Below are 16406 nucleotides of genomic sequence, written 5' to 3' on the forward strand. Positions count from 1 at the left end.
CACTGACCTTTATTATTTTTCTCACTTACCATGAATACGTCACATCCAGCCAAAACTGACGACCTAATCCATAGTTAGATTCGTTCTTATTGGCTTTATTCAGGACATTGAGTACATCTACGCCCACTTTTAGATTCTGCTTACCTAATGGCTGGGTATAAGTCACACGCCAATCCAATAGCATATTGTTGCCATACTGCTCTTCTTCATAAACATCGGTAGCACCAACATATCCGGAACAACGGTCATCATCTGGACAGTTAATAGTTTCAGTTCGCGTCATCGCCTTATAGCCCCCCACATAGCTTAAGCGTTGCGTCCAATCTAAACGCCAGTTAGGAACTTCAGTATTCAATTCAATAAATGCTGTCCAAGGACGGTTGAAATTATCTGCCGGTTTATCAATCGCGCGGATCATTTTCCCGTTGTAGAGAATATAGCCATCGGTATCCGCTTCGGTGTCATAGTCTTTATTTGAGGAAGTACTTTTCTGTATATTTCCTCCCGCCGTCCAGCTAAACACCGCGGAATTCCATTCAATTGGAGAAACCGGTTTTACCACTAGACTAAACGTGTCGGATTCAGACTTACCATTATTAGTGAGCTCATAAGTTTTTGTGGTTTTATTTTGCTCAGCAGAAAATTGATCTTTTGCTTCACGATGAACCCATTTCAGCGCCCAAACCGTATCATAAATACGCTGCTGCACACCGAGATTCAATTCATCACTGTAGGGTGTGTTTAATGAGGTGTATTTATAATTAACTGGCCGAAGGTTTGTCATAAATTGCCAGTCTTCTGTTGTATTACCCGAACTCCTTGACGTTGATGGGCATGAAGTGCCAACAATGTGATCAGTTCGGCATTCGTTATAACCCAATTTACGGGCTTCTCTCAGCTTATAAGCCAAGACATTGCCTGCATAGTAACGATTAATTCCACCGAAGACTTCAGTGGAACGATCTCCCCATATATCATAGCTTGAGCTAAAGCGCGGTGAGACATTCATGTTTTTCATATAGTCATCATAATCAACACGAATTCCGGGAACCATGGTTAAGCGGGAATAGGTCAATGTATCTTGTAAATAAACAGCATAAGTGCTTGCTGCGACTTTTACATCCGAAGCTTCATATACTGTTCGTTGACGGAAATACTGTTCACCGTCAATACATGCAGAATCACCATTACATACCACATTATTTTTTCTGACCGCATTAGCATAAGAATAGGAATTATTTTTACGCTGATACCTAGCTTCGGAAAAGTCGGTATCAAAACCAAAATCAAACTGGTGCTGTACACCCCATGCAGAAAAAGGATTTAGCTGCCAATCCTGTTTAAAGTTAATGCCAGATTGCTCGGTTCTTACCGTGCCATACCCACCCTGCTGGGCAGCAGTTCCTGAAAAACTCGACACCCAGTCAATACTGTTTGTTTTAGCCCAAGAATAAAAATTGTCTCCCTTATTCTTTATGGTATTCTCATTCTGCTTCCATATTAACTGTGTGGCAACTTTGCCCCACTTATTCTGGTTATCCCACTTAAGGTTGGCATTATACCCCCCTCCTTCGGCAGTAAAATCCCCATCTTTTATATTGGAACGTACATAGCTTGCACTATGAGGTGAATGCATGAATGATAAGCTAAATTGATTTCGCTCATTGGCATCCCACGCCCCCCGTAACATATAGGTTTCAGATTCGCGCGACTGATCTTCCCATCTTTGAAAAATCGTATGCCAGAACGGAATGTCAGATTCCTTACGGCTATACACAAACATCAGCGCAGCATTATCACTTAGTGGCTGACTCACATTCAGGTTATAAAAATTTTTGGTAAACTTAGGCTGCCTCTTAGCCGTAGTAGCGGCACTGAACGAGGCTTCATCTTTTTTCTCCAGATGATATTTCGTCCATGACGAACGCGTTGTACGGTAAGAGACAGAACCAGACGGCTCGGTAAACGAGGGTTTCTTAAGTTTGGCATCAATGACACCGCCAGTGAATTGGCCATACTTAGCCGACACGTTACTGTCATAAACCGACAGGCTTTCAATCAGGCTACTGTCTATCCAGAAGGATTCAGGATGACCAGAGGGGAAATCATTAGCGGCATTCCCATTGGCTGTAGAACCCACCTCACCGACATTCACACCGGGGTTCAGGCGATCGTTGTTCGACATCCCGTCGATCATGAAGTTGTTGTTATAGAACTTCTCACCGTGAAATGAGACAACATCTGGGGCCAGTTCTCCTGGAGTCTCACTATTGCGTGAGGTTTCAGAGAATTGCACATTTGGGTTAGTGCGCAGCAATTCAGTAATATTTCCATTAGCTGTCGGCTTTTTTGCGATTTCCTCAGCCACCAATTGTTGGCTACCGATCTCCATCGGCCCCGGCGTAATCTGCGCTTTTACCATGATCACATCACCGCGCCCTTCATTTCCTGCGCGGCTATTATCTGCACCCGTAGGTATGCTCTGTACATCATCCGCCGCAGGCACGCTAGCCATTGGGCGAATGATAAAAGCTTTACCGGTTTCTGTAGGCTCTGCATAAAGGTTATTACGGTTCAATAACCTATCCAAAGCCTGTTCCACCGTGTAGTTTCCTTCTAACGCAGGAGCTTGCTTCCCTGCCACCAGTTGACTATCAACACCAAAGTTGACGCCCGTCTGCCGTGCCAACTGTGTTAATGATTTTTCCAATGACTGTGCAGGAAGGTGTATTGATTGTGCTGGTGCCGTTGCGCCAAACGCCGAGCCGCCTCCGCTTAACGCCAGCGTTAGCATCGCAGTCGGCCAAATTGTGTTACGCATCCCCAAAAAATTACGCATGAATTTACCCTGAATTATTTTATGTTTTCAGGAGAGAAGACGTTGTTCAGCAAAAATCGGGCAGAAGAAAATAAAAATAATTATCATTTATATTTAAATTAATTCTTTACCATTGATTATTAAAGTTTTTTATTTTCACTAATCGAGACAATGTAGCCGAGAGACTGTCGGACGGAGATGGGAAGGGAATGTTTCAGTAGCTCGAGCGCCTGCTGACTGTCATTCAATGGCAGAACGCCGGTAAAGTGCAGACTATCTAATTCCTGGCGCTGACGCGGATCCAGATAAATGAGCCCTGGGTAATGACGGGAAAGTTCATCAACAACCTGAATGAACGGGGCATTTTCAAAAATCAATTGGTTGTGAATCCAACCCGCTTCCGTTGATGCCCCCACTGGCCGGGTAATATGGAGCCGATCGAGTCCAACCTGCTGACCAGCACCAATGTCGAGGCGGATATCCGAGTTCTCATTTGCAGTAACACGTACACGAGATTCGTCAACGCTCACCAGCGTATCCTCTCCTGTATCACGTACGCTATAGCGAGTACCCAGTGCCTGAGCCGCTGCCTGTGCACTGTCAATCACAAACGGTCTGCTACGCGGATCTTTGGCAACATGCGCGTAAACTTCACCACGTAGCAACGTGATTGTTCGTTTTTGTGATGTGAAGGAAATATTCACAGCCGAATTGCTGTTCAGCATCAATTCGCTGCCGTCATCCAGAACAATGCGCCGAACTTCACCAGCAACAGTGCGCTGATCGGCCAACCAATAAGCATAAGGCAGTTGGCTTAGTAACCAACCACCTGCGATGAAAATCGCCAGAGCAGCATAACGGGATGAGCGTGATTTTCGGGATGTCGCCGCTGGCGTGATGGCTGCACTTGCCCATAATTGCTGCATCTGATGATAAACCACAGAATGGCGAGCATCGTTCTGGCACCACTGCTGCCACTCTTTGTGCAGTAATATCGCGTCGTCGCTATCCTGCTCGACCTCCGAGAAGCGTAGTACCCATTCAGCGGCTTGCTGCTGAATCTGCTCAAAGTCAGCGTTATGCTTCATCATGTTCCTGGAAAAAGATCCGGCTATGGAAATGCACCATCGCTTTCGCCAGATATTGCTTTACGCTACTTTCGCTAACGTGCAGCGCCTCAGCAATCGTCCGATAATCGTGTCCTTCCACACGCGCCATAATAAACGCACGTTGTACCTTTTCATCTAACTCATGGGTCAGAATATGTAGCGCTGTCGCCACAAGTTGACTTATCGCAACACGATATTCCGCAGAATGCTCTTCTTCCCCATCAACTAGTACTGCTAATGCAGATAACGCATCTTGTTCCAGCTTACGCTTACGGAACTGATCGATCATGACGTGATTCGCCGTCACCATCAGATATGCCTTAGGCTGTCGGATAGCGGCAGGGTCGGCAAGCGTCAGGAGTTTTAGGAAGGTGTCATGGGTAAGATCATCTGCCTGATGAATGCAGCCTATTTTTTTACAAAGCCATCCCCGCAGCCATCCTTGGTGGGTCTGGTAAAAATCACTCCAGAAAGAAATTAGCTGCGTCATAATGGTTTCAACAGGCAAAAATTAGATAATATTAGTTTAATTGATACTCATTATCATCTAAGCCAGTGACACGATGCAACACTTTTTAGACAATTCGACTACAAGCACTTTATGGTATCTCTTCGTTCATCATCTACCTTCTTCCATAGCTGAAGTGGACATACCCAAAGTCAGCCGATGTACAATTTAAATTACGGTATCTAAACATTCGATTGATTCAATAAATATCAATTCTCTAATAAAAAACCGGAGCTGCTTATCAAGCCAGCTCCATTTTCATACAGATATTAATACACTAAGGGATTATTTATCCTCACCAATAAACCAAGTCACACTGAAATTTTATTTCATAAAAACTCACCGTGGAAGAATAATAGTGTAAGGTTGACCATCAGCGAAAGCAAACAAAGAATTAATATGCTGATAATCAGCATAAGCCAAAGCTTCAATATCTAGGTAAATAAGTTCCGCCTCTCTTTTCCTTCTTGTTTTATGCCCATCACCAAAATCATTAAGCTCCTTGAAAAATAAATCCCATTCATTACGGGTAATATATCCCCAGGATTTTGGCGTTTCTGTTTTTAGATTATTATATTGAAATGCTAAATCTGCTATCGCCGTCCTTGTATTTGCCGGTAACTCATTAAATTTCAAACCAACTGATTCAGCATCAAAGGCCTTTTCTACCTTTCTTAGTGCTTTTTGTGTGTAAATAGAGGTTAAGAAATCAGCCTGATCTGCAGTCAAACTTAATGGTGATTGCCTTAATTTTTCAACAGCAACATGTTCTTTAATTACGGTATAAGGTGACAATATATCCACAAGATATTGCGGTACGCCATCACGTAGCAATTCATCTTTATCTCTTTGTCCTAAATCCACCCCCCCACCGATAGTAACACCTGAATTCTTATATACCTCCCCCTTTTCATTTCTAGGAACATACCCGTTTGTTTTAAACCCTTCAGATTCTAATAAAAAATCAATATTAATTCTCAACTTATCTGAAAGAATTTGCCGGCGTAATTTTACTCTTTCATGAAGCAGCCCTTCAGCACCGCTTCTAATAACACAGTTTTTAACAGGATAAGCTGAGCAAGTTAATAAAAAAATATCCTGATCTTCTGCTTCTAAGAAATTTCCATCACTCTGATCAACGTCTCCAGTAATTAATAATGCTACACAACTCGAACATGAGCCTGCACGGCATGAGTATGGTAAATTCCCCCCAGCTTCCTCTAAGGCATCTAATATATACACATCATCAGGGCAATCAATTGTAATCTTAGTAGTTAAATCACTTACCTTGTATATCGCCATTTTCACTCTCCTTTTCCAAGATATATTTCATCGTGCACAAAAACACTTTTCCCGTTTACATCCAGGCCGCCGCTTTTTTATCTCTTCAGGTTTTATTTTTTCTTCAGTTTCGTTTCCATCATGAAAATTAACTTCCAATTTATTTTCACTTTTAACACTTTCATCTTTTTTCATTCACTGGCCTCATTTATAAAATAAATAGCTTCACCTGCCATCATGGCTATATAAATTCACGATTCACACCGTAAATTAGAGGGTATAATGCAAGATCCTAATCATTTTTTATTTTAAAGGAGTTTAATAACCAGAATTGTCCTATGAAATAAATAGAACCATTGAAATAATTACGATCAGTAACTCTACCATTGCAATAGGGTTCGTAAATTCCTCACCAAATGGCGAATTAAATAATTTAATCAGAATAAACCAGACACTAAACGGCACCTACACTGGCAAACACAGTCACGACAATGGGTTAGTGCATAAATAAGAAAAGGTGCACCATTAACGGCGCACCTTTTCTCAGCATTAGGAATATTCTAGAGAAGAAAAAATATTAACGGGTATCGCTTGAAGATCGGAATAAATCAATATTCCCTGTCTTCAATCAGGCGTTTTCCCAGCGTGATGCAGTCAACGATCTCATAGTCGAGTTTTTCATACATACCGATGACAGCATCGTTGTCTTCGCGCACCATCAGGTGAATCTTCGGACAGCCGCGAGCAATGAGCTTTTTCTCCAGACGGCTAATCAACGCATTCGCAATGCCGCGCCCGCGAAAATCAGGATGTACGCCCAGATAGTATGCCGATCCACGGTGACCGTCGTAACCGCCCATCACCGATCCCACGAGTTCGCCGTTCACCTCTGCGACCAGAAACAGATCGGGATCGTGATTGAGCTTACGTTCGATGTCCATTTCAGGATCGTTCCACGGGCGCAGCAAATCACAGCGTTCCCAGAGGGTGATCACGGCTTCAAAGTCATCCTGCCTGAATATGCGGATTTCCATCACAGTCGCCATTTTGCAATAAGGTAAATCGTGATTATCGCGTGATTTTTATCAGACGCAATCTCAAATTGCGCGCCGCTATCAGGAATCACACAACAGGTGACCGGGGATCGATTTTATTGATGGTATACTGCCCGCCTTTATTATTGTGCCCCATCGCCAAAGAAACGAGATGCCCACTATGTCTGACGTCAATGCGGTAAAACATTTTTTGCTTAGCTTACAGGAAGATATCTGCCAGCAGCTTGCAGCGATCGATGGCGGAGCCGATTTCGCCAAAGATGAATGGCTACGTGCCGAGGGCGGCGGCGGGTGCAGTCGCGTGCTGTCCGGCGGACGCATCTTTGAACGCGCTGGCGTAAACTTTTCTCATATCATCGGTAAGTCGTTGCCGCCTTCAGCCAGTACACATCGTTCGGATCTGGCAGGCCGCAGCTTTCAGGCGATGGGCGTTTCGCTGGTGATTCATCCGCTGAGCCCTTACCTCCCCACCAGCCATGCCAATGTGCGCTTGTTCATCGCCGAGAAACCGGGAGAAGAACCGGTTTGGTGGTTTGGCGGCGGGTTCGATCTTACACCCTATTATGGTTTCAAAGAGGACGCGGTGCACTGGCATCAGACCGCTCACGACCTGTGCCAGCCGTTCGGTGAAGATGTGTACCCGCGCTATAAAAAGTGGTGCGACGATTATTTCTTCCTGAAGCACCGTAACGAAGCGCGCGGTATCGGCGGACTCTTCTTCGACGATCTCAACGAGCCAGATTTTGCTACCAGCTTTGCCTTCATTCGTGCCATTGGTAACGGGTTCCTTGATGGCTATCTGCCTATCGTTGAACGGCGTAAAGATCTGCCGTGGGGAGAACGCGAGCGTGAATTCCAGCTCTATCGTCGTGGCCGCTATGTGGAATTTAACCTGATTTGGGATCGCGGTACGCTGTTTGGTCTGCAAAGCGGCGGACGCACTGAGTCAATTTTGATGTCCATGCCACCGCTGGCGCGCTGGGAATACCAGCATCAGACTGAACCGGGTAGCCCGGAAGCCCTGCTGTATCAAGATTTTTTACCAGCCAAAGACTGGCTGGCAGAAAGTCACACGCAAAACAAGGAAGCATAAGTCATGCAGATTTGGGTCGATGCCGACGCCTGTCCTAACGTCATCAAAGAAGTGCTATTTCGCGCGGCGGATCGCACACAAACACAGGTCACGCTGGTTGCCAACCAGACCATCAAAGTACCGCCGTCGCGCTTTATTCGCACGCTGCGCGTCTCAGCGGGTTTTGACGTCGCCGACAATGAGATTGTGCAACGCGTTGAAGTCGGCGATCTGGTGATCACTGCGGATATCCCGCTGGCATCGGAAGTGATAGAAAAAGGCGGCATCGCATTGAATCCGCGCGGAGAGCGCTATACGCCGGATACCATTCGGGAACGGCTAAACATGCGGGACTTCATGGATACCATGCGCGCAAGCGGGATACAAACCGGTGGCCCCAGCGCATTAAACCAGCGGGACCGCCAGCAGTTCGCTAACGAGTTGGACAAGTGGTTGCAGCAGTTAAAAAAGCCATAATGACCTGAAAGACTCGCCATCCCACGTTTACTGTTGTTAACAGGCAAAGCAGGATGGCGATACTGACTTAGCGATACTTCCTTAGCGATAAACCGGCAGCAGATCGAGGCTGGCAAGGATGTGTATCAGCGCGGTGCTGATACCAAATAGCAGCACCAGCGCAATCATCGCATTGCCGCCCCGCACGCGGAACAGCGGGCTACCGAAGCGGCGACGCGATGCGTAAGCCAGCAATGCAGGCGTAATTACCGCCCATACGGCAGCGGCAAGCCCGGCAAAACCAATCGCATAAATAAAGCCATTCGGATACAACAGACCACCGATAACCGGTGGCAGAAACGTCACCAGCGCCGTTTTGGATCTTCCCATTCGGCTATCGTCAAACTTCAGCAAATCAGCCAGATAATCAAACAGCCCCAGCGTTACGCCGAGAAACGAACAGGCCACGGCAAAGTTGGAAAAGACGGTGAGCAATACATCCAGATAAGGGCTATTCAACACCCCACCCAACGCCTGCACCAACACATCGATATTACCGCCCCGCTCTGCAATCCCGATAAAGTCAGGACGGGCAATGTTTCCCATAGTGCCAATCAGCCAAATGGCATACATCACCAGCGCCAGCAAACTGCCAATAAACAGGCAGCGCTTGATGATCTGCGGTTCACGGCCGTAGTGCTTCACCAGGCTGGGGACGTTGCCATGAAAACCAAAAGACGCCAGGCAGAATGGCAGAGTCATCAGTACATAAGGAAGATAGCCGGGTGCCGGTTCCTCCACATTCAACAACACCGTTGGCTTCACATTCCACAGCAGGCTGCCGAACGTCATGAAAAAGGTCAGAACTTTTGCCGCCAGAAAAAAAGCGGTCATGCGGCTCACTGCCGCGGTACTCCACCACACAGTCAACGCGACAAACAGCGCAAACAGGCAGCCGCCGATGCGTGCAGAGAAATCAATCGACATCTCAGCAAGCGTGTGATGGATGATTGAACCACTCGCCGAAATGTAGGCGTAAGTCAGGATATAGAGAACAAAGGCGATCGATATGCCGTTAATGACATTCCAGCGCTTACCCAGCAGATCTTTGGTCAGCGTATCGAAGCTGGAGCCGGTCGGATAATTAAGGTTCGCCTCCAGTATCATTAACCCCGAGTGATACATGCAAAACCAGGTAAACACCAACACGGCAAATGACCAGAAAAACCAGGCCCCCGACATCACCACCGGCAGGGAAAACATCCCAGCGCCGATAATCGTTCCTGCAATAATCATCGACCCGCCAAACAGCGAAGGAAGACGCTTTCCTGTACCGCTTTTTTCTACTGTATGTTCGTTCACTGCGCGTGTTGCCATAACCGATATTCGCTCGTTGGTTTTTTTATCAAGTCCGGGGAATCGCCCCCTAAAGACGAGGCGGGATCATGGCATAAAACCAAAATTATTCCATTGATTTAACTTATGCCACGGTATGGAAAAAACCATGTTCTGCTAAACATGGCGTATTATGTTGTAAGCGATTAAAGGAAAAAGTAATTTAAGGATGATGTAATGCTGAAAGCGGCGAAGTCTGTTTTATTCGATATTCTCTCCATGATACTGACATTTATTTTCTGGGTTATCTCTCTTCTCATGGTCACCTATTTACTCCCAGAGAATATCGTGTTCCCCGCCTTCGCGTTTTGCTTTATCGGTTCTATGTTGTTAAGCGACTATTTGGTCGATAAATTGCGATAAATAAAAAACCCAGCCGACTTCTGGCTGGGTTTGTCTGTGTTACAGAAAATGACTTACAGCGGCTGAGTTTGTGCTTCTACCACCGCCAGCGCCACCATGTTCACGATCCGGCGTACCGAGGCAATCGGCGTCAGGATGTGTGCTGGTTTCGAGATCCCCATCAGTACTGGGCCGACCGTCACGCCTTCTGAAGACGACACACGCAGCAGGTTATAGCTGATACGCGCAGACTCCATATTCGGCATGATCAGGATGTTAGCCGAGCCTTTCAGCGGGCTGTCCGGCATTTGCTCGCGGCGGATGGCTTCTACCAGTGCGGCATCGCCGTGCATCTCGCCGTCGATCTCCAGCTCCGGTGCCAGCTTGTTGACCAGCGCCAGCGTTGCACGCATCTTCTGCGCCGTCGGAGAATCCGAGGTGCCGAAGCTGGAATGCGACAGCAGCGCGACTTTCGGCTCGATACCAAAACGGCGTACGCTTTCTGCCGCCATCAGCGTGATTTCCGCCAGCTGTTCCGGCGTCGGATCGGCGTTGACATAGGTGTCGGCAATGAAGGTATTACCGCTTGGCAGCATCAGCGCGTTCATCGCGCCCGCAGCCTGCACACCTTCACGGTAGCCGAACACTTTCTCAACTACGTCGAAATGCTCTTCATACGTGCCAATGGTGCCGCAAATCAGCGCATCTGCTTCACCACGGTGAACCATGATGGCACCGATCAGCGTCGGGTTACCGATCACTGCACGCTGCGCTTTTTCCTGCGACACACCGCGACGCTTCATCAGATCGAAATACTCGCTCCAGTATTCTTTGAAGCGCGGATCCGATTCGTTGTTGACCACTTCGAAATCTTTACCGATGGTCAGTTGCAGCCCCAGCTTTTGCAGACGCATTTCGATGACGCTCGGACGACCAATCAGAATCGGGAACGCCAGACCCAGCGTCACCAGCTCCTGCGTGGCGTGCAGCACGCGCGCATCTTCACCTTCCGCGAAGACTACGCGCTTCGGCTGCTGACGCGCCTGTGCGAAGATCGGCTTCATGAACAGGTTGGTTTTGTAGACGAACTGGGTCAGTTTTTCGATGTAGGCATCGAAATCTTCGATCGGACGCGTCGCCACGCCGGAATCCATCGCCGCCTTCGCCACCGCCGGTGCGATCTTGATGATCAGGCGCGGATCGAACGGTTTTGGAATCAGATAGTCGGGGCCGAATGACAGCTCCTGATCGCCGTAGGCAGATGCCACCACTTCACTCTGCTCCGCCAGCGCCAGATCGGCAATCGCGTGCACGCAAGCCAGCTTCATCTCTTCGTTAATCGTGGTCGCGCCCACATCCAGCGCACCACGGAAGATGAATGGGAAGCACAGTACGTTGTTCACCTGATTCGGGTAGTCAGAACGGCCGGTACAGATAATCGCATCCGGGCGCACTTCCTTCGCCAGCGGCGGCAGAATTTCTGGTTCCGGGTTTGCCAACGCCATGATCAGCGGACGCGGTGCCATGGTTTTCACCATTTCCGGCGTCAACACGCCAGGACCAGAACAGCCGAGGAAGATGTCCGCATCAGGAATGACGTCTGCCAGCTTGCGAGCGCCATTATCGTCAATGGCGTAAGCGGCTTTGGTCTCTTCCATATTTTCGTCACGGCCATGGAAAATCACGCCGCGCGAATCACACACCACGATGTTGTGCTTCTGGAGACCCAGCGCCACCAGCAGGTTCAGACAGGCGATAGACGCCGCGCCCGCACCGGACACCACCAGACGCACATCAGAGATATTTTTTTCTACTACGCGCAGGCCGTTCAGAACCGCAGCAGTACAGATAATCGCCGTGCCGTGCTGATCGTCATGGAAGACGGGAATCTTCATGCGCTCACGCAGTTTCTTCTCGATGTAGAAGCACTCCGGTGCCTTGATGTCTTCCAGATTGATACCGCCGAACGTCGGCTCCAGCGCGGCGATCACATCGATCAGCTTGTCTGGATCCAGCTCGTCGACTTCGATATCGAAAACATCAATGCCAGAGAATTTTTTGAACAGAACGCCTTTGCCTTCCATCACCGGTTTACCGGCCAGTGCGCCGATATTACCGAGGCCCAGAACGGCCGTTCCGTTAGAGATCACGGCGACCAGATTGCCGCGCGCGGTGTATTTGTAGGCAGCCAGCGGATCTGCCGCAATTTCCAGACAGGGGGCCGCAACGCCGGGAGAATACGCCAGCGCCAGATCGCGCTGCGTTGCCAGCGGCTTAGTCGGGGAAACCTGAATTTTGCCTGGAATCGGATACTGGTGGAAATCAAGGGCGCTTTGCTTTAGCTGTTCATCCATCTTATGTACCTTTTCGGTTTTGTTGTGTTGTGTCTGTAGGGTCAAGAGTACCCAGTATAGTGTTTGCGTATGGCTAAACTACCGAGGATGGCAAAAACTGAGGGGGAATGCTGGTTAATATAGTTATTTTATTTGACGGTTTTTCGTTCAGCAGCCGGATACGCTATAGCGGGAAATCGCGCGGTGCTGGCGCGGTTGAAGGCCTATTATCTGCGAGCGAAACAGCGATATCGTGCGTAAAAGGATCGCAAGCAGCCATATTGTTTGTGATCCAGATCAATTAATTCATCTGACCACATTGCATGACTCCAGCGCCGCATGCTGATATTGCGGCGCAACACCATAAGTTGCACCAGCCTATTTTTATCGCGGCGTGCTACTGCTACGGCAGGCAAGACCAAAGTAAAAATGCATTTCCTCTTTTTTAGAGGTGCATTTTTATTTTGGTCTTTTTTTTTGGCCTAATTGGCGTCAACACAGGGTAAAACTATGGATTATCAAAAAATGAATTATCAAAAACTTGGAGTCGACATCCTCGCGTTGAGCGGCGGCAAGCAGAACGTCAGCAAACTGACCCACTGCGCCACCCGCTTACGCTTTGAGTTTAACGACAGCGATGCTGTACAGGCAGAGGCGATTGCCAAACTCCCCGGCGTCATCAGCGTGGTGGATCGCGGCGGCCAGTTTCAGGTGGTCATCGGCAACGATGTCCAGATCGCCTATCGCGCGATTTTGAACGAGATTGGCGAGATGAACAGCCAGCGCACTACCAGCGGTAAGGAACAACAGAAAAAAGGCGGCATTTTCACGCAAATCATCAGCGTCATCTCCACCACTTTCACTCCCGTTATCCCAGCGATTACCGGCGCAGGGATGATTAAAGCCCTGCTGGCGATCCTCAAGCTGACAGGGCTAATTTCCGCTGACAGCACGACCTACCGCCTGCTGGACACCATCTCCGATGCGGCCTTCTTCTTCCTGCCCGTCCTGCTGGCTTACGGTGCCTCCATCAAGTTCGCCTGTAACCCGATTCTGGCAATGACCATTGCTGGCGCACTGCTGCACCCGAATCTGGCTCAGCTACTAGCCTCCGGCGGCCCCATCAGCTTTATCGGTATTCCGGTACGGCTGGCAGACTATGCCGGATCGGTATTGCCGATCATTCTCACCGTGTGGATCATGTCCTACATTGAGCGATTCGCTGAAAAAATCTCGCCATCGATGATCACCTTCTTCACCAAACCGATGATCGTGCTGCTGTTTACCGCACCGCTCGCGCTGGTAGTGATTGGGCCTTTCGGGATTTTCCTCAACGATCTGGTCGCCAGTGGGGCGGCTGTCATCGACGGAAAAGCGAGCTGGCTCATTCCGATGTTGATGGGCGGTCTGCAACCGTTTCTGGTGATCACCGGCACCGCCTGGGCGATGACGCCGATTGCCACCTCGCAGCTCACCCGCAACGGCTTCGAGATGATCAACGGGCCCGGCATGCTGGCCTCCAACATCGCGCAGGGTGCTGCCACGCTGTGCGTGGCGTTTAAAACCAAGAACAAGAATCTGAAACAGCTGGCTTCTTCGGCTGGCTTCACCGCTCTGCTGGGTATCACCGAGCCTTCCCTGTACGGGGTGACGCTGAAACTGAAGAAACCGCTGATTGCCGCCATGATCGGCGGGGGCTGTGCGGGGATCTATGCTGGGCTGGCCGGGCTGGTTCGCTACGCTTTCGTCTCACCGGGTCTGGCGGCGCTGCCTGCCTTCATTGGTGAAAACCCGATGAACATCGTCCATGCGCTAATCACCTGCGCCATCGCGATTGTCGTCACGTTTGCGCTCACTTGGATCATGGGATTCGACGATCCGGTGGATGAAACCGACGCAGTACCAACTACCAATAGCCAGTCGACACCGGAAAAAGAGACCGCCAAAAAGCCGCAGGCGGCGGAAGGCAACACTGAACAGCAAGCGATTCTGAGCCCCCTGTCCGGCAAGCTGGTCGCGCTGAATGACATCAACGATGACGTATTCTCACAGGGATTACTGGGACAAGGCGTGGCGATTATTCCTGACAAGGGCGAAGTGGTCGCGCCAGTGAGTGGCGAAATCATCACGTTCCTTGAGTCTAAACATGCTGTCGGTATCCGGACAGATAACGGTCTGGAATTACTGATTCATGTCGGCCTTGATACGGTGAATCTCAACGGCAAGCACTTTACCGGCCATATCAAACCGGGTGACCGGATTAGTGCGGGCGACAGGCTAATTAGCTTCGATCTGCATGAAATCACGCGTCTGGGTTACGACCCGATTACGCCAGTGGTGATCATCAACAGTGATGACTACGCCAGCGTCGTCTGTACCGCACCACAGCCGATCGCACCACTGGATACGATCATTAAAGTGAACGCCTAATCCCCATAAAGGCATTGGGTGCCCTGCCCGATGCCTCTTCCCGGATATGAGAGAAAATATGTATTACCAACAGCAAAAACACTTCCCTGCGGGCTTTCTGTGGGGAGCCTCGACCTCGGCTTATCAGGTTGAAGGGGGCTGGCAGGCCGATGGAAAAAGTCCGTCAATCATTGATAAGTATCTGCACCCAGAAAACACCGCCGACTTCACTGTCGCCAGCGACCACTACCACCGCTTTAAAGAAGACGTGCAGCTGTTTGCTGAACTGGGATTAAAGGCCTATCGCTTCTCTATCGCCTGGACACGCATTCTTCCCGACGGCACGGGTGCCATCAATCCGCTGGGCATCGCGTTTTACAACAGCCTGATTGATGAACTGAACGCGCACAATATCGAACCGGTCGTCACGCTCTACCATTTCGATTTGCCTTATTGTCTGGAAGCACAGGGCGGCTGGCAGAACCGCGCCACGATTGATGCCTTTGTTCACTACGCCCGCACGCTGTTTACCCATTTCGGCGACAAGGTGAAATACTGGCTGACGATTAATGAGCAGAACACTATGATTCTGCATCCCGGCGCGATTGGCCTGCCGGAAGGTGGCGTTTTGCCATCCAAAAAGGTGCTGTACCAGCAGAACCATCACATGATGCTAGCCCAGGCGCAGGTCATGGCGCTGTGCCACGAACTCGCCCCCAACGGCCTGATTGGCCCGGCGATCAATACCACCTCTATGTATCAGGCCACCAGCAAGCCGGAAGATGCCATCGCCGCGCACAACTGGGAAACGCTGCGCTGCTGGAGCTTTCTGGATGTTGCGGTGCACGGCCGCTACAACGCGCTGGCCTGGCGTTATCTGGAAGATCGCGGTCTCGCACCGGAGACATTGCCCGGCGATGACGACATCCTGCAATCAGGCAAACCCGACTACGTGGCGATTAACTACTACTCCACCGCGACCATTGCCGCCAGTAAAGGTGATGCATCGGATGTCAGCGCCCGCGCGGGCGATCAGCAAATCATGCTAGGCGAACCCGGCGTCTATCGCGCAGCAGAAAATCCGCACGTGGATAAAACGCCTTATGGCTGGGTGATCGATCCCATTGGTTTGCGCTTAACGCTGCGTAAAACCTACGAGCGCTATCATCTGCCAATCCTGATTACGGAAAACGGCATGGGTGCGCCGGATACGCTTGAGGCCGACGGTACGATCGACGATCAATATCGCATCGATTTTATTGCCCGCCACATTGAACAGATGCAGCTCGCTATCAGCGATGGCGTTGATCTTATTGGCTATTGTCCGTGGTCGGCGATCGATGTGGTCAGCACCCATCAAGGCTACGGTAAACGCTACGGATTTATCTATGTGAACCGCGATGAATTCGATCTGAAAGATCTGCGACGCATCAAAAAGAAAAGTTTTTACTGGTATCAAGGTGTCATAGAATCAAATGGAGCGCGCTTATTTCCCCGCGCCCCGTGATACTGCCGATACCCGGTACACCGTGTTAAAACGGGGATAAGCACGACGCCGGATGTGTCACGTTGCAGGAAGCGAATTTCCCGCAACGTGACAACTTATGGGCAGGCTTATCTCACTGACT

General features: G+C 49.5%; 13 protein-coding genes. 5 read left to right on the top strand and 8 right to left on the bottom strand.

Annotation, left to right across the window (positions count from 1 at the left end):
• Window positions 1-25 precede the first annotated feature (25 nt).
• The 6 genes from QWJ20_RS06665 to QWJ20_RS06690 form a co-directional block, all read right to left on the bottom strand.
• A complete protein-coding gene (locus QWJ20_RS06665; protein WP_433992135.1) occupies window positions 26-2839 on the bottom strand; it encodes a secretin and TonB N-terminal domain-containing protein in 2814 nt (937 codons plus the stop codon).
• A gap of 119 nt (window positions 2840-2958) precedes the next feature.
• Window positions 2959-3909: a FecR family protein gene (locus QWJ20_RS06670; protein WP_433992136.1), complete on the bottom strand. Its 951-nt coding sequence runs from the start codon at window positions 3907-3909 to the stop codon at window positions 2959-2961.
• Window positions 3896-4417 carry a sigma-70 family RNA polymerase sigma factor gene (locus QWJ20_RS06675; RefSeq protein ID WP_095993759.1) on the bottom strand — a complete coding sequence of 174 codons (522 nt, stop codon included), beginning with the start codon at window positions 4415-4417 and terminating at the stop codon, window positions 3896-3898. The genes QWJ20_RS06670 and QWJ20_RS06675 overlap by 14 nt, the downstream gene beginning before the upstream one ends.
• 357 nt (window positions 4418-4774) lie before the next feature.
• Entirely contained in the window at window positions 4775-5737 is a 963-nt protein-coding gene (locus QWJ20_RS06680) for a pesticin C-terminus-like muramidase (protein WP_277513016.1), read from the bottom strand.
• A 27-nt stretch (window positions 5738-5764) separates the two neighbouring features.
• Window positions 5765-5911, bottom strand: a complete 147-nt coding sequence (locus tag QWJ20_RS06685) for a hypothetical protein (protein ID WP_277513015.1) — start codon at window positions 5909-5911, stop codon at window positions 5765-5767.
• Window positions 5912-6324: 413 nt separating this feature from the next.
• Window positions 6325-6750, bottom strand: a complete 426-nt coding sequence (locus tag QWJ20_RS06690; RefSeq protein ID WP_039274944.1) for a GNAT family acetyltransferase — start codon at window positions 6748-6750, stop codon at window positions 6325-6327.
• A gap of 181 nt (window positions 6751-6931) precedes the next feature.
• Between QWJ20_RS06690 and hemF the strand changes: the two genes are divergently transcribed.
• Both hemF and QWJ20_RS06700 read left to right on the top strand, forming a co-directional pair.
• Window positions 6932-7864: an oxygen-dependent coproporphyrinogen oxidase gene (hemF, locus tag QWJ20_RS06695; protein ID WP_433992137.1), complete on the top strand. Its 933-nt coding sequence runs from the start codon at window positions 6932-6934 to the stop codon at window positions 7862-7864.
• Between the two features lie 3 nt (window positions 7865-7867).
• Entirely contained in the window at window positions 7868-8320 is a 453-nt protein-coding gene (locus QWJ20_RS06700) for a YaiI/YqxD family protein (RefSeq protein WP_095701698.1), read from the top strand.
• 81 nt (window positions 8321-8401) lie between these two features.
• Here QWJ20_RS06700 and mtr read toward each other — a convergent pair whose 3' ends face one another.
• Window positions 8402-9676, bottom strand: coding sequence for a tryptophan permease (gene mtr / locus QWJ20_RS06705; RefSeq protein WP_433992138.1), 1275 nt, complete (start codon window positions 9674-9676; stop codon window positions 8402-8404).
• A gap of 195 nt (window positions 9677-9871) precedes the next feature.
• Between mtr and QWJ20_RS06710 the strand changes: the two genes are divergently transcribed.
• Window positions 9872-10057: a hypothetical protein gene (locus tag QWJ20_RS06710; RefSeq protein WP_205556556.1), complete on the top strand. Its 186-nt coding sequence runs from the start codon at window positions 9872-9874 to the stop codon at window positions 10055-10057.
• Between the two features lie 53 nt (window positions 10058-10110).
• On the opposite strand, the gene maeB is transcribed toward QWJ20_RS06710, so the two are convergent.
• The gene (maeB, locus tag QWJ20_RS06715; RefSeq protein ID WP_095701696.1) at window positions 10111-12390 is read right to left on the bottom strand and encodes an NADP-dependent oxaloacetate-decarboxylating malate dehydrogenase; all 2280 of its coding nucleotides are present in this window, start codon (window positions 12388-12390) and stop codon (window positions 10111-10113) included.
• A gap of 504 nt (window positions 12391-12894) precedes the next feature.
• Here maeB and QWJ20_RS06720 point away from each other — a divergent pair.
• A complete protein-coding gene (locus tag QWJ20_RS06720) occupies window positions 12895-14799 on the top strand; it encodes a beta-glucoside-specific PTS transporter subunit IIABC (RefSeq protein ID WP_433992139.1) in 1905 nt (634 codons plus the stop codon).
• A 58-nt stretch (window positions 14800-14857) separates the two neighbouring features.
• On the top strand, window positions 14858-16285 hold the full coding sequence (locus tag QWJ20_RS06725) for a glycoside hydrolase family 1 protein (RefSeq protein ID WP_433992140.1): 1428 nt from the start codon (window positions 14858-14860) through the stop codon (window positions 16283-16285).
• Window positions 16286-16406 lie beyond the last annotated feature (121 nt).

Origin of the sequence: Pectobacterium sp. S5 (assembly GCF_051707265.1) — a bacterium.
GTDB classification, from domain to species: domain Bacteria; phylum Pseudomonadota; class Gammaproteobacteria; order Enterobacterales; family Enterobacteriaceae; genus Pectobacterium; species Pectobacterium polare.